The organism is Fulvivirga sp. AWR4_260 (assembly GCF_056158185.1).
Genome location: NZ_JBSWSU010000015.1, coordinates 1,668,941 through 1,689,721 on the forward strand (window position 1 = coordinate 1,668,941; position 20,781 = coordinate 1,689,721).

Consider the following 20,781-nt stretch of genomic DNA (forward strand, 5'->3'; position numbering starts at 1 on the left):
ACACGATGAAAACTTCTATAAAATTAATTTTAGGTGCCGCCTTCATAGGTTTGGCAGGCGTGGCACAAGCTCAGCAAACACCTCAAAATCGTAATTTACAGTTTGAAAGACCTGCGGGTAGAGATGGGCTGAACGTATTTGAAACTTCAAAAGAAGATACTGTACAATATCAAGGACTCAAAGTGAGAGTGGGAGGTGATTTTGCTATGCAGTTTCAGGCATTGGATCAAGAGAATGCAGGCGACTCATTGGTAGAGCTGGGGACTAACTTTAACTTGCCATCAGCCAATTTGAATGTAGATGTACAATTAGCAGATGGTGTGAAAATGCACTTACGCACTTATCTTTCTGCAAGACACCACGAAGAGTCTTGGGTGAAAGGTGGACATATTCAGTTCGATAAATTAGACTTTATTAAACCTGGCTTCTTAGAAGGGCTAATGAAATTTACTACTATCCGCATTGGACTTGATGAATTCAATTATGGTGATGCGCATTTTAGAAGATCAGATAATGCCAGAGCAATTTATAACCCTTTTGTAGGTAACTACATAATGGATGCCTTTTCAACAGAAGCCTTTGGTGAAGTTACCTTACAGAAAAATGGTTGGTTAGGGGTGATAGGGATTACTAATGGTAAGCTCAACCAAAATGTAGTAGTAAACGATGCTAGCGATAATAAAATATCATTTTTTGGTAAACTAGGCTATGATAATCAACTGAATGACGATTTAAGATTAAGATTAACAGGGTCTTGGTACATGAACCATGGAACAACAACTGGTGCTTACCTATATGGAGGTGACCGTGGAGGAGCTAGATATTATTATGTAATGCACAGTGAAGTATTAGGAGGATCTGACTTTGATGGTAGATTTAACCCTGGCTTTAGTGAGTTGACAGCTATACAGGTCAATCCTTTTGTAAAGTATAAAGGCCTTGAATTCTTTGGGATTTACGAATTAGCCAGTGATGCTGCTGATAACGGAGGTTCTTTTACTCAGTTGGCAGGTGAAGTACTATACAGATTTGGTGCGGAAGAGAACTTTTATGTAGGAGGTAGATACAATACTGTAACAGGGGAGATGGTAGACGGTGCTCCAACACAGACAATAAATAGATTTAACGTTGGTGGAGGTTGGTTTTTAACCAAAAATGTGATGGCGAAAATAGAGTACGTAAATCAAGAGTATGACGATGCCGGCTGGAATGGCACTAAATATGAATCAGGTAAATTCAACGGATTTAATGTAGAAGCTGTAATTGGTTTCTAAATGATGATTCGAGGTTTAGGTTGATTAATAAAATAAAAAGGGAGTCGGTAGACTCCCTTTTTATTTGCATAAATATATCGGTAAAATAGCTTCTTAATCCATTATAGCACATTTTGCTATTTGCTTTCAGTGGTTTGGCGGATCCAAGTGGAAATGGTATTCAAAACTAGCGGGTTTACAGTTTGTTGAATTGTTCCATATTCTGCTGGGGTGCAAGTTTCACACTCTTGAAATAAATGGTTAAGATGAGGGAACACTTCTACCTTTACTTTTTTATTTCCGCTGCTTTTTAAAGCTTTTTCAATGGCCTCTGTATTCATTTTGGCCAGTACTTGCATGTCTTCTGCTCCGTTCAAAACCAATACAGGACATTTCACATTTACTAATGCTTCTTTTGGGTTGTATTTTATGAAGTAGACCATCCAAGGCGAACTTAAAGCACTAGCTTGTTTGGTAGCGTAACTTTCTTTGTTAAGGCCATTAGCCTTTATAAAATCCGGCTTCTGTTCTGCTACCTCTTTAAAGTAACTCTCAAGTTTGGAGTAAATCTTCTTTTGCTTATTGTTTTCTTTTACAATCTCAAAAGCCTTACTGCTGATTTCTAACTGACTTTTAATCATACTCTCGGTTGCCCCATTGGCTTTGGCTATTGCTTCGGTTTGGCTCACTAAAATTTCGTCTCCTGCTACCCCTGGGCTGGCCATAAGCACTACAAAATCTACAGATTCTGGCACAGCAGCAGCTACCATAGAAGCCACAATGCCTCCCTCGCTATGCCCTAATAGGCCTATGTTATTCTTCTTTACTTCTTTTCTTGTTTTTAAATAGTTTATGGCTGCTTTCACATCTTTAGTAAAGTCCTGTGTAGTAGAAATGTCGAAATTTCCGGTGGATTTTCCTGTGCCTCTGTCATCAAACCGTAATACAGCTATGCCTAAATTAGTGAGATGGTTAGCTAATACTAAAAATGGTTTATGACCAAGTATTAATTCGTCTCTATCTTGCTGACCACTGCCACTGATAAGGATTACTGCAGGGAAGTTGTTCCCATTTTTGGGGTAGGTGAATGTTCCTGCTAAATCAATGTTGTCTTCAGAGTTATGAAAAGTGATGTCTTCAGCATGGTAGGGAAAAGGTGCAACAGGCTCTTGAGGCTTGGGCTGCACGAAGCTATCAAACCCTTTTTGGCTGAAGTTAAGTTTGAAACTTTGCCCGGCCTGTGTAAAAGTACCATTGATAGTGCTATCACCGCTCATAGTGCCGGAGTAATTTACCATCAATTGATTAATTTCAAAATACAGTTTACTATCATTAAACCGTACTATATCTACAGGTATATCATATACATTCTGCATGGGACTATCAGCTTTAGCAGTTAGTCCACCATTTTGTTGGTCTACATGTAATACAAATTTCAGTGGCATAGAGGGGATTTCTATAATCCCGTTCCATGTGCCTGTAATTTTTTGAGCATAACCAATAGCAGATATGATCAATAGAAAAGAAAGTATAAGATATTTCATGAGGTTTTATTTTGGCCAAAATATGTGATTGGATTAAGATAGAACATCTTTTTCCAACCTTGTTTGTCAGTGTCTACACGCCAAATATATGGAACTAGCGTTGTAATTGAATAGTGAAGGTGCGCAGGCTTACCTTTGGCATTGCCCGTGTTACCAACACTTCCAATTATGGACTTATGATTTACAAAGCTGCCAGTGGAGGTAGAAATTTCATTTAGATGGGCGTAGTAATGTATTCGCCATTTTGGGCCAAGTATAACTACTATATTGCCACCCATTTTTATTTCTCCAGTATAAAGAACTATGCCTTTTGTTGAAGATTTAATAGAGGTATTGGCTTGCGCAAATATGTCTATCCCCTTATGTGTAACGGATTTACCCCATGGGTAGTACCAAAAAGATTCTGGATGATAGTCTTTGGTGGTGGCTCCACTTACAGGGTTAGTAAGGTGCTGAGGAATAAAAAAGCCCCCGATGATGATGAGGGCTAGTATAATAATGGTAAGATGTTTTTTTCTCAATTTTTTATTTTATATAACTGATTTCTTAGCTGTTAATTATATTTTCAGGCCAGTTTGTAATTACTAAGTCTTCTCTCAGCTGTGTAAGTATGCAGCCGAGCCAGTTAGTGCCCTGCCAGTTGGCTTTGTGTTCTATTAGTGGATTGTCTTCTGCCAGTCCTACACCCCAAATTTCATCATTAGGAGATGCTTCTACTAATAATTTACCATCAGTTTTAAGTAAATCGGACTTTAGGTCTAAGTTTTGACTGAATTTGTAGTAATTACCTTCGTAAACTATTCTTTTGGCATTTTCTTGCCACACATCTAAGTCAAAGTTTTGTACTTGTCTGCCAAGCTCTTTTTGCTTTTTTACATTATTGGTAGAAAGTATTTTGGCAGCAATGTCATAGTCTTCAAATAGCAGTGCTTTATTATACATCATGTACTGCTCGGCACTTGTAAAGTCTAACCCCATAGCATGAAAACTTCTCTTGTACCATTGCGAAAAAGGAGATTCGTTTTTCCAGAAGAAGTGAAACTCTTCATACTCTTGATAATTATCTAGTTCTATTAGAGCATTGATATCTTCGTTGGTGGAGTCGAGGTGTAGTCTTTGAGACGCTTCTACAGTATTCATGAGGTTAGAGTTTAATGGTTATCAAATGATCAAAGGGCGAAGAATCAATGAAGATCTACCTCACGCTTTGAGGTTAATTTCTGTTCTGAATATATTTTTGCAAGCCTGCGTTGGCCTGTGCATTGAGTTTCTTTTTAAACATTTTGGTCCAGCCGAGGGTATAACCAGAAAAGCCTAAAGCTTGTTTGGACCATCGGTATAGATTAAATGTATCAGTGTGTTTTATGATTTTTCCGTCTTCGAAAATAAAGCTGGCTTCAATAATGTTGTGAACTCTTTTTCCAGTTCTGGAAAATGTATAAAATGCTTCCCAGTGAGCACTTCCTGTGTTACCATTAGCTTTAACGTTGGAGTGAGTAACTTTAAAATCCTGTCCTTTTTGCGATTCGCAAAGCATTCTCCACATATTTCCCACTTGCTGTCCTTTGAGTTTGCCAAAGGCAGGATCTTCGAATTCAATGTTGGGGTGGTAACAGGAAATCATTCCTTCGGGATCAAGATTATTAAAAGCCTCGTAAAATTTCTCTACAGTAGATTCCATCGGGTTTGGGCTGATTTATATATTAAATTAATGTTATTTTAATAAAAATAAAAATAAAATACTGCTCGGTGTTGGTTTTGCGGTATTCTAAGTTATTCTTGTGAAGCAAATATAAGCAATGTTTTATGTGCTACTGGCGCTTATTGCCTAATTACTTTCTATGATGTGCTTTCAGCAGCTGGGGTTAATTTTATAAAATATAGCCCCGCAGGCAGTTAGTTAAATTCCATACACAGGTAAAATCTAGTAAGGCTTTGGGGCGTATGAATAAATTATAACTCTTTCCAATTTGAGAGGGTACATAGGTTTTAGTCTAGCGAAGTGTGTTGAATTAAATCTATATTCTATCACAGACCATTAATTATCCATAGTATTTGAATATGATACCTTAGGTGTAAGAAGGGGCGATGTTATGGTGGAGTGGGGGTCTCATGTAGCAAGAAAAAATCCCCGGGAGCATGAAGCCCGGGGATTTATCTAATCACCACAGTCTGTCTGGTAGGTTTTAGGCGTGATCAAGTTGAGGAGCACCAGACAAAATCTCCTCATTAGCGTATTCTTCGTAGTTTTTAAAGTTTTTGACAAAATCGTCAGCCAATTTTTGAGCTTTAAGGTCGTATTTGTCTTTGTCGGCCCAAGTATTTCTAGGGTTGAGAATTTCAGGAGGAACGCCAGGGCATTGTATAGGGAACCTAAGACCGAATATAGGTTGTTCGTCAAAAGTTACGTTATCCAGTTCTCCATTGAGTGCCGCAGAAATCATTCTTCTGGTGTGTTTAAGCGGTAGTCTGCTTCCTTCACCGTAAGGTCCTGCAGACCATCCTGTGTTCACTAACCAAATGTTCACCTCGTGTTCTTTAATTTTTTCACCTAGCAGCTCAGCATATTTGGTAGGGTGCAGTGGCATGAAAGGAGCTCCGAAACAAGCAGAGAATACACTTGCAGGTTCTGTCACTCCAGCTTCAGTACCAGCTACTTTGGCGGTGTAGCCAGAAATGAAGTGGTACATGGCTTGGCCTACCGTAAGTTTGCTGATAGGAGGTAGTACCCCGTAAGCATCGCAGGTAAGGAAGAAAATATTTTTTGGATGTTTACCTGTAGATGGTTTTTTAGCACCACTGATGTAATCTATTGGGTAAGAAACCCTGGTGTTTTCAGTTACTTGTTTGTTGCTGAAGTCTACCACGCTGGTTCCGGGTATAAACCTTGTGTTTTCAAGTAAAGATCCGAACTTGATGGCATCGTAAATTTGGGGTTCAGACTCTCTTTTAAGGTCAATTACTTTTGCGTAACACCCGCCTTCGAAGTTGAATACACCGTTGGCAGACCATCCGTGCTCGTCATCACCGATCAGGAATCTTTCAGGGTCTGCAGATAAGGTTGTTTTTCCTGTACCAGAAAGGCCGAAGAATATGGCAGTGTCATCCTCTTTGCCGGTATTAGCACTACAGTGCATAGAAAGTACGTGTTTTTTCTCAGGCAAAAGGAAGTTAAGTACGCTGAATATTCCTTTTTTAGATTCACCGGTGTATCCAGTGCCACCTACTAATATTATTTTTCTTTTGAAGTTAATGATCGCGAAGTTTTCAGCTCTGGTGCCATCAATGGCAGGGTTTGCTTTAAACTCTGGCACTGCCACTATGGTAAAGTCAGGCTCAAAGTTTTCTAGTTCTTCTTTTTCAGGTCTAATGAACATGTTGTAGCAGAACAGGTTGTGCCATGCTTGTGTGTCAATAACTCTAACTTTAAGTCTGTAGTCTTTGTCAGCGCCAGCATAAGCATCTCTAACGAAAAGCTTAGTGTGTCCAAGGCTTGCAATTACTTTATCGAAAAGGAGGTCAAATTTAACGGGATCAAATGGGATGTTGATGTCCCCCCACCATACTTTATCGCTGGTAATATCATCTTTAACAATGTATCTGTCTTTGGGTGATCTGCCGGTAAATTTACCAGTGTCACACATAAGCGCACCTGTGCTGGTAAGCACACCTTCACCATTTTTCACGGCCTCAGAAATAAGCTCAGCAGGAGTAAGGTTCCAAACTACACCCTTAGCATTGGCAAGTCCTAAGTCTGCCAGGCCATTGAATATTGATTCTAGATTTGATCGTTTCATGGTATTAGAGGTTTCGTTTAATTGTTACTTAAAGTACGCTCTTTTCTTTACCAAAAAACATGACCAATTAAGGGTTGAAACATGATAATAGTCAGTAATTATTAAGTAAATCTATTAAATGCTGGCTGTCAATAGGTTTATTTAAATAATTGGAGATGCTCGTGTGGTGCTGTATTTAATTAATTTAACATTTCGAATAATTGAGTGATGGTATTGATGTCTGTATTATTAAATTTTATTTCACCTTTAATTTGGAATCTGTTTCGGTCATTGTTGATGCCATTGAAATATAAGGTGTTGATAGTTTTAGTCACCTCAGTTTTAGGAATAATGTTATTTTCTGCGAGTTCGCTAACGTTAATGTTTAATTCAGTAAAGTAGTCTGACGAGGTAGGGGGTGTCAGTGCTTCATTTTTGTTGTAAAAGTGAAGCAAGTCATTGTTGTAATTATAATTTAGCTGATAAAGTGGTAGCACCTCTTTTTTTAAAGTGTTGCTAGTAATTATACCTGATTGTTTTAGGTAGTTGGTCATTTTATCAGTGTTGCCTTCTATGTAAACGTCTAAAACCGGTACTGTATCTTGTTTTGTGGTGAGAGTCTCTACCTTTTCGAAGTCATCATTAAATTCGTAGGTGATAATAGTGTCGTTTTGAATGGTAGTGCCATTTATGCTTATATTTATTAGCCCTTCTTGATATTGAGCCAGTTTATCTAGGTCGATGTTTTTGTTGCCCCATGTGATATCTCCAAACTGGTGAGGTTTGAAATTGATGTTGAGGTAAGCGAAAGATGAATTTTCTGCTTTAGCTGATTTATTTACTTTAGGTATTTCTATGAAATCGGGCACTACGCCAGTAAGAAAAAATGCTATGGATCCATTATTGAAATTGATACTGCCGGTTTGGTTGCGAGACCAGACGTTGATACCATTTTTTTCGCTTTTTAGGTATTCATAAGCCTTTTCGTGTGTTTTTATTTCTTTGTTTTCTTCTAGTAATAAGGCTAGTTGCTTGCTCACATCTTTACGGTTTGTAGATATTGCAAAGGTGATTTTGTCATCGTTATAAGTTGCTTGTAGCGTGTGTTTATTGTTGGAGAGGTAGGTATAACCTTGATCTTTTTTAAATACGTTTAGCTTTAACTTTTTGGTAATGTAGGCGTGTGCTTGGGCGCTGTCTTCAATTTGAAGCGATGTATACCATGTAGAGTTATTGTTAGGGAGGCTATAAATGAAAATATTAGCAGGTAATGAAATTCCTTTATCTTCTTTGTCTGAGTCTTCATCATCCTCATCGCTATCAGTGGCTGAGCTTAAGTAATAGCTTGGGTTGCTTAGTGTATTGAGTGCTATTTTTTGCAAAATTTTGTCTACACTAACCTTAATAACACAGGTAGCATTTGGAGGTACGTGTGCGTTATACGAAACGTACTGTCGGTATTGCAATAAAGCCCATAAAGAAAGAAGCAGCAGTACTACTAATACTGCTGCTATTTTAAAGAATTTTTTCATCTATTACTTTTTCGCCAGATTATTTAACATGTTAATGAAATACGCGATAGCGCTGCTATGTCCATCAGGTACATCCATAACCAACTCACCTTTTAAAGTGTTACCCTTCATCTTATAGCTATTCAATTTTATGTTTGATGAATTGGAGGTAATATACTCAAGATTTTCATTGTTTGTAACGCCAAGCATTGTTTTTGATGGCACACTCTTAATAGTGGCAGGCACATCTATAAACATAGACAAAGTACTTTTCTTAATGTCTTTTTTCTTACTGCCAGATATTTTGGCTTTGAAATTATTATTTACAATACTTTTCATTTCTTCCTTGGAAGTAGAGATGAAAAGGATGTCTTTATGAATGCTGAAGAACAATGGTATTGGCGATTTGAGAGATTCGTTGAGTTGGAAAAAGCCTTCTTCAGCTAATAGCAAGCTTTTGTTGTTTAAGTATTGCGTTAATTTTTGAGTGAAGTTGTTGTCTTTTGTAGAAACCATCCACAGAAACTTAGGCAGGTTTTCGGTCTTTGTTTTTTCTACTGTTTTGTAGTTAAACTCTTCATCATATTCATAGTCCATGTAGGTCACTTCTGTTTCCTCCAAACCTTCAAGAATAAAAAGCATATCTCCAGGCAAAATTTCTGCTACGGCTTCTTCATCTAGCAGCAATTTAAAAGTTTCAATACCTAACTTAATTTCCTCAGCATACTTTTGATCTAGCATACCAATGTATTTTGACTCGATAATTTCTGGGTATGCCTCTAAAAAGCTCTTTGTGTCTACATTATAACTTATATACCCCAATAGGTTATTTTCATTTACATATTTAAATAACTTATTGTTTACCTTATGCTTGGTCATACCTCTGTATAAATCAGCTTGATCTTCAGATATTTCTACTGCAGATGTTATTCTCATACTTTTATTTTCTAAGAATACATTTGCAGAAAATGACTTGTACTCTTCAAGTAACTCAGGGGTTATTTTAGGAGTGCCATACATAGGAGAAGGCATGTTTTTAGATATTAGCAGGTAAGCTAATTCTCCTATATTATTACCCCAGAAGTTGATCGCAGGAGCGCCTTTTGATTGCGATTTATATTCAGCATTTGCATTAATGTTTTGTGATGGTTTTACAAATAAGGTTTTAATTCTTTCGGAAGACCAGGTAGCGATCAAAGCATTAATTTTTTCTAGTGGATAAGTAGGCGTTTCTGCATCAAATACAATGTCGCTTTTTACCTCTAAGTCTTCGCTGTGTAGCGTAAGAGCATTGATCAGTTCATTAGCATGAGCAACGAAATCTTCATCATTGACTTCAGCTAGGTTTTTTTGCAGGTAGTAATTCTTGTTAGCAATAAAATTATCTAGTTTTATAGCATCAGAAGGGTAAATGGGTGATAATTCAGCAATGTATAATTTTACTCGGTCAGCATCATCATCCATTTGCTGTAATGTTTCCTCCGAAGGATTTTCTATTGCCTCTTTAACGCTTTCGGCAAATTGAATATAATTATTAACATAAAGCTGTAAGCTATATTCAATTATATATGGTTTGGTGTTGTAGTTTACTTCTTCACCAATTTCTACTTCTGTTTTTTCTTCCTCTTCTTCCGCGTCTTCAGTATCTCCATAATCGTAGTCATCGAAGTAGCTGAGTGTAGGGGTTCCTTTTATTAAAATAAGTACTGAATTGTTCCAGGCACATGAGAACTCATCCTCATTTTTAATAATATAGGTATCGTTATTAATGGTTTCTATTTCCATTTTTGCTGCCGTCATTACCTCTTTTAGGGTGGCAGCATCTTTTAAAGGAATAAAAAACTGAGAGTAACTAATGCTGTCAGTATAGTGTTGATAAAAGGCCGCTTTGCCTTTTAGGTCTATCCCTATTTTTTCTAAAGAAGTGATTTCAGCGTTAGTTTTTTTAGATATAGACTCTAGCATTTCGCTGAATGCAGGAATATCTTTGATTGCCGACAGAGCATCATCTGTGAAAAATTGACTGCCATCAAACGTGGCCACTACTTGTGCATCTTTAGGTACATAAGTACTCATGTCTTGTGCTCTTACTTGAGACAAGCTGCATAAAATTAATAGTATATAAAAAAGTTGTTTCATTTGGTATAATTATAAAAATGTCAGCGCCTTTATTTTAAAATAATTGTGTTGTTTAAATCCGTTTGCCCATAAATCAATTCTTTTGCGGGTATTTTTTGCATTAAAGCTTTTTTAGATTTAGATATTTTTGATTGTTTGTTTGAAGCACTAACGATATCGTCTTCAAACCTATAGATTGAAGTGTAGGTGGCTTCATTAAAAATATCTTGATCTTTTTTGTTTAGTTTGTCAAACTCCTCTTTCGCTTTAGCATTATAGGTGTGTTCTCTGTTAAATTTTCGCTCAGAGCTGTTGTAAGAGAATTTGTTTTGAATAGGTTTGATCTTAATTCTGCCATTTAGCTCGTCAGTTAGAGAGTTAATGTTTTCTATTGACTTGAAATCGCAACTGATACTAAATATGTAATTATCAAAATCTATTCTCTTCTTAACATTGGTAAGCCCCTCTTTCTCTTTTAAAAAAATAACGGCATCATCAATGGCTTTGGTAATGTCCTCTCTGTGCGGGATTTTATGACCATTAACACTATCCATTAGTATTATAGAGGCTAGCTTAGTTTTACTTTGGCTCAGGTTAACTGTCATAACCATGGAGCCAGTTCCATCATGATTTACTGTAACTTCTTCTATAATATCAAAGCAGGAAGATAAACTTATGGACATGATAAAAACCATTAAAATGGTCTTTATTCTCATGTTATTGCTGATGTTTAAAAATTTGTAATTCAATGTTTATTTCAGCTTTTAGTTAAAAAATAATGTAAAATTATGATATAAATTTATTTTTTAGAACTTAATGGCAGGGTATTTTATAATTATTAAACCCAGAGGGCTCTTTTTTTAAAAAAAAGAAATCCCCGGGATATTATCCCAGGGACTCATCTAATCACCACAGTTAGCCCGATAGTTAGGCAATGTCCATTGCAGGAGCACCAGACAAAATCTCCTCATTAGCGTATTCTTCGTAGTTTTTAAAGTTTTTGACAAAGTCATCAGCCAATTTTTGAGCTTTAAGGTCGTATTTGTCTTTGTCGGCCCAAGTATTTCTAGGGTTGAGAATTTCAGGAGGAACGCCAGGGCATTGTATAGGGAACCTAAGACCGAATATAGGTTGTTCGTCAAAAGTTACGTTATCCAGTTCTCCATTGAGTGCCGCAGAAATCATTCTTCTGGTGTGTTTAAGGGGCAGTCTGCTTCCTTCACCGTAAGGTCCTGCAGACCATCCTGTGTTCACTAACCAAATGTTCACCTCGTGTTCTTTAATTTTTTCACCTAGCAGCTCAGCGTATTTGGTAGGGTGCAGTGGCATGAAGGGAGCTCCGAAACAAGCAGAGAATACGCTTGCAGGTTCTGTCACTCCAGCTTCAGTACCAGCTACTTTGGCGGTGTAGCCAGAAATGAAGTGGTACATGGCTTGGCCTACCGTAAGTTTGCTGATAGGAGGTAGTACCCCGTAAGCATCGCAGGTAAGGAAGAAAATATTTTTTGGATGTTTACCTGTAGATGGTTTTTTAGCACCACTGATGTAATCTATGGGGTAAGAAACCCTGGTGTTTTCAGTTACTTGTTTATTGCTGAAGTCTACCACGCTGGTTCCGGGTATAAACCTTGTGTTTTCAAGTAAAGATCCGAACTTGATGGCATCGTAAATTTGGGGTTCAGACTCTCTTTTAAGGTCAATTACTTTTGCGTAACACCCGCCTTCGAAGTTGAATACACCGTTGGCAGACCATCCGTGCTCGTCATCACCGATCAGGAATCTTTCAGGGTCTGCAGATAAGGTTGTTTTTCCTGTACCAGAAAGGCCGAAGAATATGGCAGTGTCATCCTCTTTGCCTGTATTAGCACTACAGTGCATAGAAAGTACGTGTTTTTTCTCAGGCAAAAGGAAGTTAAGTACGCTGAATATTCCTTTTTTAGATTCACCGGTGTATCCAGTGCCACCTACTAATATTATTTTTCTTTTGAAGTTAATGATCGCGAAGTTTTCAGCTCTGGTGCCATCAATGGCAGGGTTTGCTTTAAACTCTGGCACGGCCACTATGGTAAAGTCAGGCTCAAAGTTTTCTAGTTCTTCTTTTTCAGGTCTAATGAACATGTTGTAGCAGAACAGGTTGTGCCATGCTTGTGTATCAATAACTCTAACTTTAAGTCTGTAGTCTTTGTCAGCGCCAGCATAAGCATCTCTAACGAAAAGCTTAGTGTGTCCTAGGCTTGCAATTACTTTATCGAAAAGGAGGTCGAATTTAACGGGATCAAATGGGATGTTGATGTCTCCCCACCATACTTTATCGCTGGTAATATCATCTTTAACAATGTATCTGTCTTTGGGTGATCTGCCGGTAAATTTACCAGTGTCACACATAAGCGCACCTGTGCTGGTAAGCACACCTTCACCATTTTTCACGGCCTCAGAAATAAGCTCAGCAGGAGTAAGGTTCCAAACTACACCCTTAGCATTGGCAAGTCCTAAGTCTGCCAGGCCATTGAATATTGATTCTAGATTTGATCGTTTCATGATTTTAGTGCTTTTTGTTATTGGTTTGAATATCCACCTTTTTATGGCTCTGTGGTATGATGAATGCTGGTATTTTATATGAGTTAGATCAGTTTCTTAACCTAGCTTTATTTGATACTGTATGAGTAGTAATCCTCTGCGTTTTTCTGCTGTTATTTCCTTTTCCTTTTCATAAAAAACAGGCCTGTTTTGGTAGCCAAAGGTTATTTTGCTGTGGCCATCGGGTAGGTATGTATTTAGTGAAAAGTCGTAAAACAAGGAAGAGGAATTCAATGCATCATAGTCGGCATATTGTATTGAAATGGATGGCTGGTAGCTGTGTTGATTGATAGTTTTTAAAATACCTAGTTGAGCTTCTATAATTTCACCTGAGCCGGCAGCAGGGTACCTGTTTCCCGCTCCATTAAAAGCTACGTTTTCATTATATGAAGCTGATACCGCATTGGCCCCAATATTTCTTATATAACCTTTGCCAAGGTGGGAGTGGATGTATGCAGCGTAGAAGGTAATAGAAGATTTGCTGGTTAGTGGCATGTGACCAAAAACATCCAAGGCTTCCATGTGGATAGATTTGTAAAGGGTATCTGTGCCCGATAGTATGCACATGGCTTTGTTTTGGTATAATTCGCCAATGCCTATATTAAAAATATTTTTATTATGACCGTAGGTGGCTGGCGCAAAGGCTGATTTTTGAGCTTCGGTGTCTCTGAATTGAAACTTAATATAACTGGATAGCTGCACGGAAGAGTAATGCATGGCCGGGTTGGCCTTGGTAGAGCTAATGTTTAACTCACTATTGGTGTTGTAGGGGGTGGCGAGCACTGCTCTATAGTCAATTTTGTTTGTTTTTCCATATAAGAAGAGGCTGGGTCTGCGCATCATATCATCATATATATTAATTAGCGGAAGGGCATTGTAGCTAATATCGGAGCTGAGTTGGCTGCTTGTAGCTGGTGAAGCATAGCGCGAGAGGCCAACCCATGCACTTTTGCCTACGCCTATGTTTATGGCTTTAGTGAGAGAATAGCAAGCGTAAACATCTAGCAGCTTTAGATTAGATTCTCTAGTGTTGAAGTTCATGTTGTTTTGACCTGCCTGTACAACAAAACTTAAACGATCCGTTATTTGTCCATAAATTTGAAATCGTAATCTTCTAACTGAAATGTCGTAATGATAATCTTTTTCGGTGCCATTAATTATGGTGCCCGGGTTGAGTTGTGTGGCTCTCATCCATAGCTGGGCAGATCCTTTAATGCCTATATAGTGCTGTTTTGTGGTGTCTAAATAATGCCTGAAAGTTTGAGCATATAGAATGTGCGAAGAGGTTATTAGCATTAGTGCTATAGTGTAGTGGTGTAGTGGTTTCATGGGGTTTGGGGTTAATTTTAGGTCAGGTATACATTATAATAAGTTTAGAAAAAAGGCCCACGCCAGTAGAGTGTGATGAGCGTACTCCATAGGCGTGGGCCGAGAATTGCAAGCCAAAAAAAGAACAATTAAGATGAAATGAAACAATCTTATTTTATGTGTCTAGCACAAGATGAACATCGGTATTTTTACAGTTTCTACTAGTTTGTAAATTAACTGGCCTTCTGATGTCATCTTATTGTCACCGTGGTCTCTGCTTAGTGTTACTAGCAGGTCTGCGTTTTCTTCTTGGGTGAATGACTCCACGGCAGTGACTAAATCTTTATCATTTATAGCCACATAGTCATGGTCAACGTGCTCTAAGAAATACTCCAAGGTACTTTCAGAGTTGTCTACCAATACAGGTTTTTTCTCTCTATTGATGTGAAATATTGACATTCGCGCCCCAAATTTTAAAGCTATATCCATCAATGTTTTATATACGCTAGACATTTTTATTTCTTTAAAATCATTAGCGTAGGCGATATGGTGTAGCTGATGATCCTTATATTTTTCAGGAACAGCTATTACCGGGCAGTCAAATGCTTTTAATAGTAATTGAGATATAGAAGTTTCATCAGCATTGAAGTTGTCTTTCAAGCCCATTATCACTAAGTCTGCCTGATGCTCTTCGGCAGTTTGAGTGAGCTGTTTTACTGTATCGCCATTATAAATATGAAACTCGAAGTGCGCGATATTATTGGCTACAGTTTTAATGAACTCTTTAAATTCATTTTCTATTTCTCCATCAGATTTAGAGTGGTCTTCTTTTACATAAGCTAAGATGAGGTTTGCAGGTTCTCCTCTAAATATAAATTTGGCATAGTTTACCGCATTTCTACTGGCTTCTGTAAAGTCTATGGGGATGAGTATTTTGCGTTGCTTTTCCATGGCTATAATATGTTATTTAGGTGATTAAACAAATTTTTTTTGAAGCTGGTAAGCTTCGTTTGCTTAATGCAATCTACCTATAGAAATATAAAAAATGGCTGATGTCCGTCACCTCCGAAATTGATATTTGTCAGCTTATAATACCTGATGTAGATCACATTCTCAGGTGTTGAAAGGTCATGTTTTTTGTAAGTATTAATAATCAACTTCGGGTATCAATCACAAACAATTACGATCATGTTAGTCGCGGAAAAAACCATAAAAAGTGCCATCGGTCAATATTATAAGGCCGCCAGCGAAGATGCACAGAGAAGAGCCGGTGAACAAGCGAAGTTGATAGATGATTTAATGGCAATAAAAAGAGAGAAATACCAACAAGGTAAATCTTTGAAGTTTTTATTTTTTACCATTGGTCTCTGTATGAGTATGGGGCTTGCAATAGCAGTGTTTCAATGGAAAACATACGATAGCGGTGATGCCCTTGAAGTAGCTACAGGAAGTGAGCCTATGGAAGAGTTGATAGACATTCCATCTACTCAGCAGCCACCTCCACCACCTCCCAAACAAGTAGTGCAGCAGCCAAACATTGTAGAGGTAGAAGAGGTAGATGAGCTTAAAGAGGAAATAAAAATTGATTTTGACATTGACATAAGTACTGAAGAGGTGATAGAGCAGATAGACAACAGTAACTTGCAGCTAGAGGATATACCTGATGAAGAAGTGGCCGAAGAGATTTTTACTATAGTAGAGACAAAGCCAGAGCCAACCATGGGTATGACTGATTTTATGAAATATATTTATGAAAGCATAAAATACCCTCCACAAGCTTTAAGAGCCAAAGTACAGGGTAAGATTTTCGTTCAGTTTGTAGTTAATTCTGATGGTAAACTCAGCGATTTTAACGTACTTAAGGGTATAGGAATGGGCTGTGATGAAGAGGCGGTTAGAGTACTGCAAAATGCCGAACCTTGGAAGCCTGGCAAGCAAAGGGGAAAACCCGTAAAAGTAAGAATGGTACTTCCTATCAATTTTGTGTACAGAGAAAGATAATAGAGCCATGTTAGAGCAATTGATAAAACCCTATTTAGATAAGTTTCAGGAAGAAAAAGGTTTCTTTACCGGTGACAGGGTAAAGCGTCTCTACTTCAAAAGTCACTTCGATAACAAAGAAGTCTCTGAGGTGATGCTGAAAATTAGCTTGATTGAAAGTGAAGCATTGAGAACTGTAATGCCAGATGTGCATCATCTGGCATGGGATATCACAGAATTAAACTTGGATGAAGCACTCAGAAATGGTGGCGAAGATGCGGTGAATCAACTTATGAGCCTCTATAAAGGTAGTGCAAAGGCTGAATTTTTAGCCTTCTGTAGTAACTACTGCAATTGGCACAATAGTAATGCTTACCCTGTATATAGCACTATAACCATTAGCTTAATTAAACAGTACTTGGATTTTTCATTAGAGGAGAGCTGCCATAATTATGGGTATTTCAAAAACATAATGGAAGAGGTTAGAAGGGCGCTGGGTATTGAGGTTTTGAATTATCATGAGTTTGATAAGTTCATCTGGGTATATAGCGATAGACTTCAGCAACCAGAAGTAATAGAGGAAGTTAAAAAAGCGTTAAAAGTTAAACGTGTAAATAGTTCAGGAGAGGTTTAATGTGGTCTTTCTTGTTGAATAAAATAGCTACTAATTAATTATTCTATTGAAAGGATGAGATCTAGGTTAATTGTAATCAGCTCATCTACCTTTACAAGGCCCATAAATAATGAAGGAGGTGTTAATTCAAAATCCTTCATATTGAATTGGGCCTTTATTTTTGTCATTATTTTTTCTCCCCCCATTTTTTTTGCTTCATAATTTAGAAGATACTCCTTGTCTACGCCTGCTAGTGATATTTTTACTTTAGCAGTAGAGTGGCAAGTTACCTCTTGGCTTAAAGGAATGAGTTGAAGAGTTAAAAGCTCAATGGTTATAAATGGAAAGTCTTGCGCCTGAAGTGTTGCACGCAGGTCGTTAGTCATTTTTTGATTATGGCAATCAAAATTGAATATATTGAGGTGTATAAAAGTACTGTCAAATGATAGTTTATTTTCTAAGGCTGTGTAAGTAGCTTTAATGGGGGTTGAGGAGAAGTGCTGGTTAAGTTCACAGCTAAATGTGTTGACATTAGAACGGCCATGTATGCTAAATGTGCTTTCATTTTCAATAATAACGTTGGGGTGGTGTTGTGCACTAAGGCTAAAAATAATAAGCTGAAGAAGTAGGGGAGCAAGCAACTTCATAGATGTAAATTAAAAAATGTAGAATAGGGGCTTTAAAAGAATAGCCCCTTTGGATTGTATGTTTTATTTTTTAGCGAACCACATGCCAGCGCTGTATTTGTGCTAGCTTGTCAAGGTTTAGTATTATTATTTTGCCTCCTTGGGTCTTCAGTATTTGCTCTTCTTTAAAATCAGAAATAACTCTTATTACTGATTCAGTAGCGGTGCCTACCATGTTGGCCAGATCGTCACGAGAGATGGTAAGTTCAAAATTAACCACGCTGTTAGGGTTGAACTTTTCACTGATGGCTATTAAAGCCTCGGCTGTTCTCTGTCTTACTGAATTATAGGCAAGGTTAAGTAGCTTTTGTTCTTTTTCAGAGACTTTATTAGAGAGTATTTCTATGAATTTTTTAGCCACTTCTCTATTGCTGTACACTAAATCGAAAAATTCCTCTTTCGGAATACTGATGATTTCAGACTCCTCCATTGTCTCTGCGCTGTCAGGGTGCTTTTTATTTTCTAGTATGGGTTCGTATCCAAAAAAATCTCCCTTAGTGTAAATGCCGGTAATGAGTTCTTTGCCGTCTTCATTAGTGCGTATACTTTTTACCTTGCCTGCAGCCACATAAAATAGATTTAAGGCAGATTCACCTTCTCTGTATATATCGTGCTTCTTTTTATAAGTTCGAGGTTTTTTGTCGGTATGTAGGTGGTTAAGATCGTGTACATCTTTTACATCCTTAATAAACTCATTGAACCCTTCTGCATTTTCACTGTAATCTTTTTTTAGCGCATTGGCTTTTTTTAATCTTATTTCAATAGCTTCTAGGAGCTCGGTGTCTTCAAAAGGTTTGGTTAAATAATCATCGGCACCAAGGCTCATGCCCTTTCTGATATCTGTTTTTTCTGCTTTTGCGGTTAAGAATATGAAAGGGATAGCAGCTGTAGCCTCCTTTTTCGATAGTATGTGCAACACTCCATATCCATCTAGTTCAGGCATCATTATATCACAAACAATTAAATCGGGCATTTCGGCAAGTGCCACCTGCACACCTACTTTTCCATTTTCTGCTTCAAAAGCCTGATAGCCATCGAGCTCTAATATTTCGGCTATATTTTCTCTGATTTCATTATTGTCTTCAATAATTAATATCTTTTTCATTTAGCTGGTTGTTTGTGAGTTTTGCAATATGGATTTAATACGGTAAAGTTATGGTAAAAGTAGTACCAATGTTAAGTTCACTATTAAAATCTATAGATCCTTCAAGCATATCTACATACTTTTTTACAATATTGAGGCCAAGGCCAGTACCTTGAATATTGGTGGCGTTTTTTGCTCTAAAAAATCTTTCGAACATATGCCTTTGCTCTTCTTCTGGTATGCCAATGCCGTGGTCGGTAACAGAAATGTGAATTAAACCTTTTCCTTTCTTAAGGTCAATATTAATTTCTGTATTGGGTTCAGAGTATTTTATTGCATTGCTGATCAGGTTAAACGATATGTTTTTTAGGATTTTACTATCGCTTTCTATTACAAAAGACTCTGGAGAGGCATTAAGTGTAATGAACTGACCTTCTTTTGCCAATGGGGTAAGCTCATCTATAATATCTGCCATTAGCTCTGGTAGGTTAATCTGAGATTTTAAAAGCTCTACCTTGCCTTCTTCTAGTTTTGATAAACTTAAAAAGTCATTTAAAATGGCCGTTAAGTTACTGATGGACGATTTTATTTTTTGCACATGGCGTTGGCGTTTCTCTTCAGTGCCAGGGGCGGTGTATCGTTCTATCAAAGACGCAGAGCTCAGTATGGTACTTAGTGGTGTTCTAAACTCATGAGATGCCATAGAAACAAATCTAGATTTCAATTCATTGAGTTCGCGTTCGCGGCCCAAGGCTATACGAGCTTCATCTTCAGCTTTTTTTGTAATGCCTATTTGTTCTTCAAGGTCAGCGTTGACCTCTTCTAATTTATGTATTGTTTGATCCAGCTCTTGGGTTCTTAAGTTTACTCGTTTTTCTAGCTCGGCTGCATAAATAATAAGCTGCTCTTCTGATTTCTTTAAAGCTTCTTCTATTTTTTTTCTTTCGGTTATATCTATTGCGAAAGCCAATGAATGCATTACACCATCTATTTCGGCTTGGTTAAGACTTATTTCTACAGGGAAACTTTGCCCATTTTTTTTTATCCCCAAAAGGTCCCTTCCTTTTCCCATTTGCCTGGGGGTAGGGTGCTTTTCATATTCTTTTCTGTATTTTACGTGTTCACTTCTGCCCCCATGCGGAACCAGGTTGTCTACGCTTAAGCCTATTAGTTCACCCTCTTCATAGCCAAATAAATGGTGAGAAGCCTTATTAGCCATTACAATTATGCCTTTATTACAAACTACTACTATACCTTCTTCGCAAGCTTCAAAAATAGCTTTGTAAGTGTCTTTATGGGTGTTTTTCACGAGATTGGAGGTGTTGTTTAAGGTTATTGTATTCAAAAATATGATAAAAATCAGTAAAGGCCTTGACTCAGACACATAATCAATGGTAAATCTACTTTTTATTTTAGTAGAAAAATTAGGAGATATTGATTCTATAACCATGTTTAAACGTATAATTTATCCTACTGACTTCTCTGAGTCGTCAATTAAGGCATTCTCTTTTGCTCTTGATATAGCTCAGGCGTATCAGAGTGAGTTAATTGTGCTGTATACCTACCGTTTAATTTCTGTAAATGGTGATGTTGAGGGGAAAAATAATATCTCCTTAAAGAGAGAACAGGAGCATGCTGCCATTCAAAAATTTAATTATTTGATGGAGTGTTACCCTGAAGTATTAAAGCTTGATCATTCTTTTTTATCTGAAGTTGGTTTTGCGGGTGAGAGAATATACTCTGCCGTTAAAAAATTTAATGCAGACCTATTGGTAATGTCTGAAGGATTACAACGCAAGCTGCAAGAGCGCTGGGATTATAGTGATGATAATTTGATAGAATCATTGCATTGTCCTGTGCTTTTAATCCCCGCTAAACAATTTTCTATGGTTGGATGAAATTTTCTTATAAACTATAAATATTTGATAATCAGATTATTGACCGAAACTCTGAAATTAAATCCAAAAAAAAATAGAAAAAAATTTAGCGGGTGTTTGCAGTTTAAATTCGTTTGATTACATTTGCACCACATTAAAGAAAAGGACGCTTGAAAAGGCAACTTCTTTAACAGAGAGAAGCTATCAGAAGAAGGGTTTTGGTGGCTTGTTTTAACCAAAAAAATGGTTCCGTAGCTCAACTGGATAGAGCAACTGCCTTCTAAGCAGTAGGTTCGGGGTTCGAGTCCCTGCGGGATCACAAAAAGGAATGCTTCTTAGCATTCCTTTTTTTTTGTCTTATCTCCAATCCTTCTTTTAAGTGCTTTTATTTATTTAGTAGTCAGGGTTCCATTCATTGGTAGCGTAGGTGTATTTGGGTTTACCAATGTTGCTT

Annotated in this window: 18 protein-coding genes and 1 tRNA gene; 5 read left to right on the top strand and 14 right to left on the bottom strand. The window is 37.4% G+C overall.

Going from position 1 to position 20,781, the window contains the following annotated elements; translation table 11 throughout:
* The first annotated feature begins 5 nt into the window (after positions 1–5).
* On the top strand, positions 6–1,274 hold the full coding sequence (locus ACXACQ_RS13635) for a hypothetical protein (protein ID WP_474976505.1): 1,269 nt from the start codon (positions 6–8) through the stop codon (positions 1,272–1,274).
* Between the two features lie 116 nt (positions 1,275–1,390).
* Here the strand turns inward: ACXACQ_RS13635 and ACXACQ_RS13640 are convergent, their stop codons facing one another.
* The 11 genes from ACXACQ_RS13640 to ACXACQ_RS13690 form a co-directional block, all read right to left on the bottom strand.
* Positions 1,391–2,797 (bottom strand): alpha/beta hydrolase family protein, encoded by a 1,407-nt coding sequence (locus ACXACQ_RS13640; RefSeq protein ID WP_474976506.1) that lies wholly within the window; start codon positions 2,795–2,797, stop codon positions 1,391–1,393.
* Positions 2,794–3,318 (bottom strand): M23 family metallopeptidase, encoded by a 525-nt coding sequence (locus tag ACXACQ_RS13645; RefSeq protein WP_474976507.1) that lies wholly within the window; start codon positions 3,316–3,318, stop codon positions 2,794–2,796. The genes ACXACQ_RS13640 and ACXACQ_RS13645 overlap by 4 nt, the downstream gene beginning before the upstream one ends.
* 25 nt (positions 3,319–3,343) lie before the next feature.
* The gene (locus ACXACQ_RS13650; protein ID WP_474976508.1) at positions 3,344–3,937 is read right to left on the bottom strand and encodes an NADAR family protein; all 594 of its coding nucleotides are present in this window, start codon (positions 3,935–3,937) and stop codon (positions 3,344–3,346) included.
* Between the two features lie 73 nt (positions 3,938–4,010).
* Positions 4,011–4,478: a nuclear transport factor 2 family protein gene (locus ACXACQ_RS13655; RefSeq protein ID WP_474976509.1), complete on the bottom strand. Its 468-nt coding sequence runs from the start codon at positions 4,476–4,478 to the stop codon at positions 4,011–4,013.
* 505 nt (positions 4,479–4,983) lie between these two features.
* Entirely contained in the window at positions 4,984–6,594 is a 1,611-nt protein-coding gene (pckA, locus tag ACXACQ_RS13660) for a phosphoenolpyruvate carboxykinase (ATP) (protein ID WP_474976510.1), read from the bottom strand.
* 179 nt (positions 6,595–6,773) lie between these two features.
* Positions 6,774–8,105: a hypothetical protein gene (locus ACXACQ_RS13665; RefSeq protein ID WP_474976511.1), complete on the bottom strand. Its 1,332-nt coding sequence runs from the start codon at positions 8,103–8,105 to the stop codon at positions 6,774–6,776.
* Positions 8,106–8,108: 3 nt separating this feature from the next.
* Positions 8,109–10,223 carry a hypothetical protein gene (locus ACXACQ_RS13670; protein WP_474976512.1) on the bottom strand — a complete coding sequence of 705 codons (2,115 nt, stop codon included), beginning with the start codon at positions 10,221–10,223 and terminating at the stop codon, positions 8,109–8,111.
* Between the two features lie 29 nt (positions 10,224–10,252).
* Positions 10,253–10,918, bottom strand: coding sequence for a hypothetical protein (locus ACXACQ_RS13675; protein WP_474976513.1), 666 nt, complete (start codon positions 10,916–10,918; stop codon positions 10,253–10,255).
* Positions 10,919–11,129: 211 nt separating this feature from the next.
* The gene (gene pckA / locus ACXACQ_RS13680; RefSeq protein WP_474976514.1) at positions 11,130–12,740 is read right to left on the bottom strand and encodes a phosphoenolpyruvate carboxykinase (ATP); all 1,611 of its coding nucleotides are present in this window, start codon (positions 12,738–12,740) and stop codon (positions 11,130–11,132) included.
* Positions 12,741–12,836: 96 nt separating this feature from the next.
* The gene (locus ACXACQ_RS13685; protein ID WP_474976515.1) at positions 12,837–14,108 is read right to left on the bottom strand and encodes a hypothetical protein; all 1,272 of its coding nucleotides are present in this window, start codon (positions 14,106–14,108) and stop codon (positions 12,837–12,839) included.
* Positions 14,109–14,270: 162 nt separating this feature from the next.
* The gene (locus ACXACQ_RS13690; protein WP_474976516.1) at positions 14,271–15,038 is read right to left on the bottom strand and encodes a universal stress protein; all 768 of its coding nucleotides are present in this window, start codon (positions 15,036–15,038) and stop codon (positions 14,271–14,273) included.
* Between the two features lie 237 nt (positions 15,039–15,275).
* Between ACXACQ_RS13690 and ACXACQ_RS13695 the strand changes: the two genes are divergently transcribed.
* Complete coding sequence (locus ACXACQ_RS13695) at positions 15,276–16,088, top strand: energy transducer TonB (RefSeq protein WP_474976517.1); 813 nt, start codon at positions 15,276–15,278, stop codon at positions 16,086–16,088.
* A 7-nt stretch (positions 16,089–16,095) separates the two neighbouring features.
* Entirely contained in the window at positions 16,096–16,701 is a 606-nt protein-coding gene (locus ACXACQ_RS13700; RefSeq protein WP_474976518.1) for a hypothetical protein, read from the top strand.
* Positions 16,702–16,739: 38 nt separating this feature from the next.
* Here the strand turns inward: ACXACQ_RS13700 and ACXACQ_RS13705 are convergent, their stop codons facing one another.
* The 3 genes from ACXACQ_RS13705 to ACXACQ_RS13715 form a co-directional block, all read right to left on the bottom strand.
* The gene (locus ACXACQ_RS13705; protein ID WP_474976519.1) at positions 16,740–17,327 is read right to left on the bottom strand and encodes a hypothetical protein; all 588 of its coding nucleotides are present in this window, start codon (positions 17,325–17,327) and stop codon (positions 16,740–16,742) included.
* Positions 17,328–17,397: 70 nt separating this feature from the next.
* The gene (locus ACXACQ_RS13710; RefSeq protein ID WP_474976520.1) at positions 17,398–18,471 is read right to left on the bottom strand and encodes a response regulator; all 1,074 of its coding nucleotides are present in this window, start codon (positions 18,469–18,471) and stop codon (positions 17,398–17,400) included.
* A 34-nt stretch (positions 18,472–18,505) separates the two neighbouring features.
* Positions 18,506–19,900, bottom strand: a complete 1,395-nt coding sequence (locus ACXACQ_RS13715) for a PAS domain-containing sensor histidine kinase (protein WP_474976521.1) — start codon at positions 19,898–19,900, stop codon at positions 18,506–18,508.
* Here ACXACQ_RS13715 and ACXACQ_RS13720 point away from each other — a divergent pair.
* Both ACXACQ_RS13720 and ACXACQ_RS13725 read left to right on the top strand, forming a co-directional pair.
* The gene (locus ACXACQ_RS13720; protein ID WP_474976522.1) at positions 19,899–20,348 is read left to right on the top strand and encodes a universal stress protein; all 450 of its coding nucleotides are present in this window, start codon (positions 19,899–19,901) and stop codon (positions 20,346–20,348) included. The two genes, ACXACQ_RS13715 and ACXACQ_RS13720, sit on opposite strands and share 2 nt — an antisense overlap.
* Before the next feature lie 224 nt (positions 20,349–20,572).
* Positions 20,573–20,646 (top strand) — tRNA-Arg (locus ACXACQ_RS13725).
* The last annotated feature ends 135 nt before the right edge of the window (positions 20,647–20,781 follow it).

Excerpts from the sequence above, each read along its gene's own strand:
- ACXACQ_RS13635 (WP_474976505.1), top strand. The coding sequence starts at position 6 with ATGAAAACTTCTATAAAATTAATTTTAGGTGCCGCCTTCATAGGTTTG.
- ACXACQ_RS13640 (WP_474976506.1), bottom strand. The coding sequence starts at position 2,797 with ATGAAATATCTTATACTTTCTTTTCTATTGATCATATCTGCTATTGGT.
- ACXACQ_RS13650 (WP_474976508.1), bottom strand. The coding sequence starts at position 3,937 with ATGAATACTGTAGAAGCGTCTCAAAGACTACACCTCGACTCCACCAAC.
- ACXACQ_RS13655 (WP_474976509.1), bottom strand. The coding sequence starts at position 4,478 with ATGGAATCTACTGTAGAGAAATTTTACGAGGCTTTTAATAATCTTGAT.
- pckA (WP_474976510.1), bottom strand. The coding sequence starts at position 6,594 with ATGAAACGATCAAATCTAGAATCAATATTCAATGGCCTGGCAGACTTA.
- ACXACQ_RS13665 (WP_474976511.1), bottom strand. The coding sequence starts at position 8,105 with ATGAAAAAATTCTTTAAAATAGCAGCAGTATTAGTAGTACTGCTGCTT.
- ACXACQ_RS13670 (WP_474976512.1), bottom strand. The coding sequence starts at position 10,223 with ATGAAACAACTTTTTTATATACTATTAATTTTATGCAGCTTGTCTCAA.
- ACXACQ_RS13675 (WP_474976513.1), bottom strand. The coding sequence starts at position 10,918 with ATGAGAATAAAGACCATTTTAATGGTTTTTATCATGTCCATAAGTTTA.
- pckA (WP_474976514.1), bottom strand. The coding sequence starts at position 12,740 with ATGAAACGATCAAATCTAGAATCAATATTCAATGGCCTGGCAGACTTA.
- ACXACQ_RS13685 (WP_474976515.1), bottom strand. The coding sequence starts at position 14,108 with ATGAAACCACTACACCACTACACTATAGCACTAATGCTAATAACCTCT.
- ACXACQ_RS13690 (WP_474976516.1), bottom strand. The coding sequence starts at position 15,038 with ATGGAAAAGCAACGCAAAATACTCATCCCCATAGACTTTACAGAAGCC.
- ACXACQ_RS13695 (WP_474976517.1), top strand. The coding sequence starts at position 15,276 with ATGTTAGTCGCGGAAAAAACCATAAAAAGTGCCATCGGTCAATATTAT.
- ACXACQ_RS13700 (WP_474976518.1), top strand. The coding sequence starts at position 16,096 with ATGTTAGAGCAATTGATAAAACCCTATTTAGATAAGTTTCAGGAAGAA.
- ACXACQ_RS13705 (WP_474976519.1), bottom strand. The coding sequence starts at position 17,327 with ATGAAGTTGCTTGCTCCCCTACTTCTTCAGCTTATTATTTTTAGCCTT.
- ACXACQ_RS13710 (WP_474976520.1), bottom strand. The coding sequence starts at position 18,471 with ATGAAAAAGATATTAATTATTGAAGACAATAATGAAATCAGAGAAAAT.
- ACXACQ_RS13720 (WP_474976522.1), top strand. The coding sequence starts at position 19,899 with ATGTTTAAACGTATAATTTATCCTACTGACTTCTCTGAGTCGTCAATT.
- ACXACQ_RS13715 (WP_474976521.1), bottom strand. The coding sequence starts at position 19,900 with ATGGTTATAGAATCAATATCTCCTAATTTTTCTACTAAAATAAAAAGT.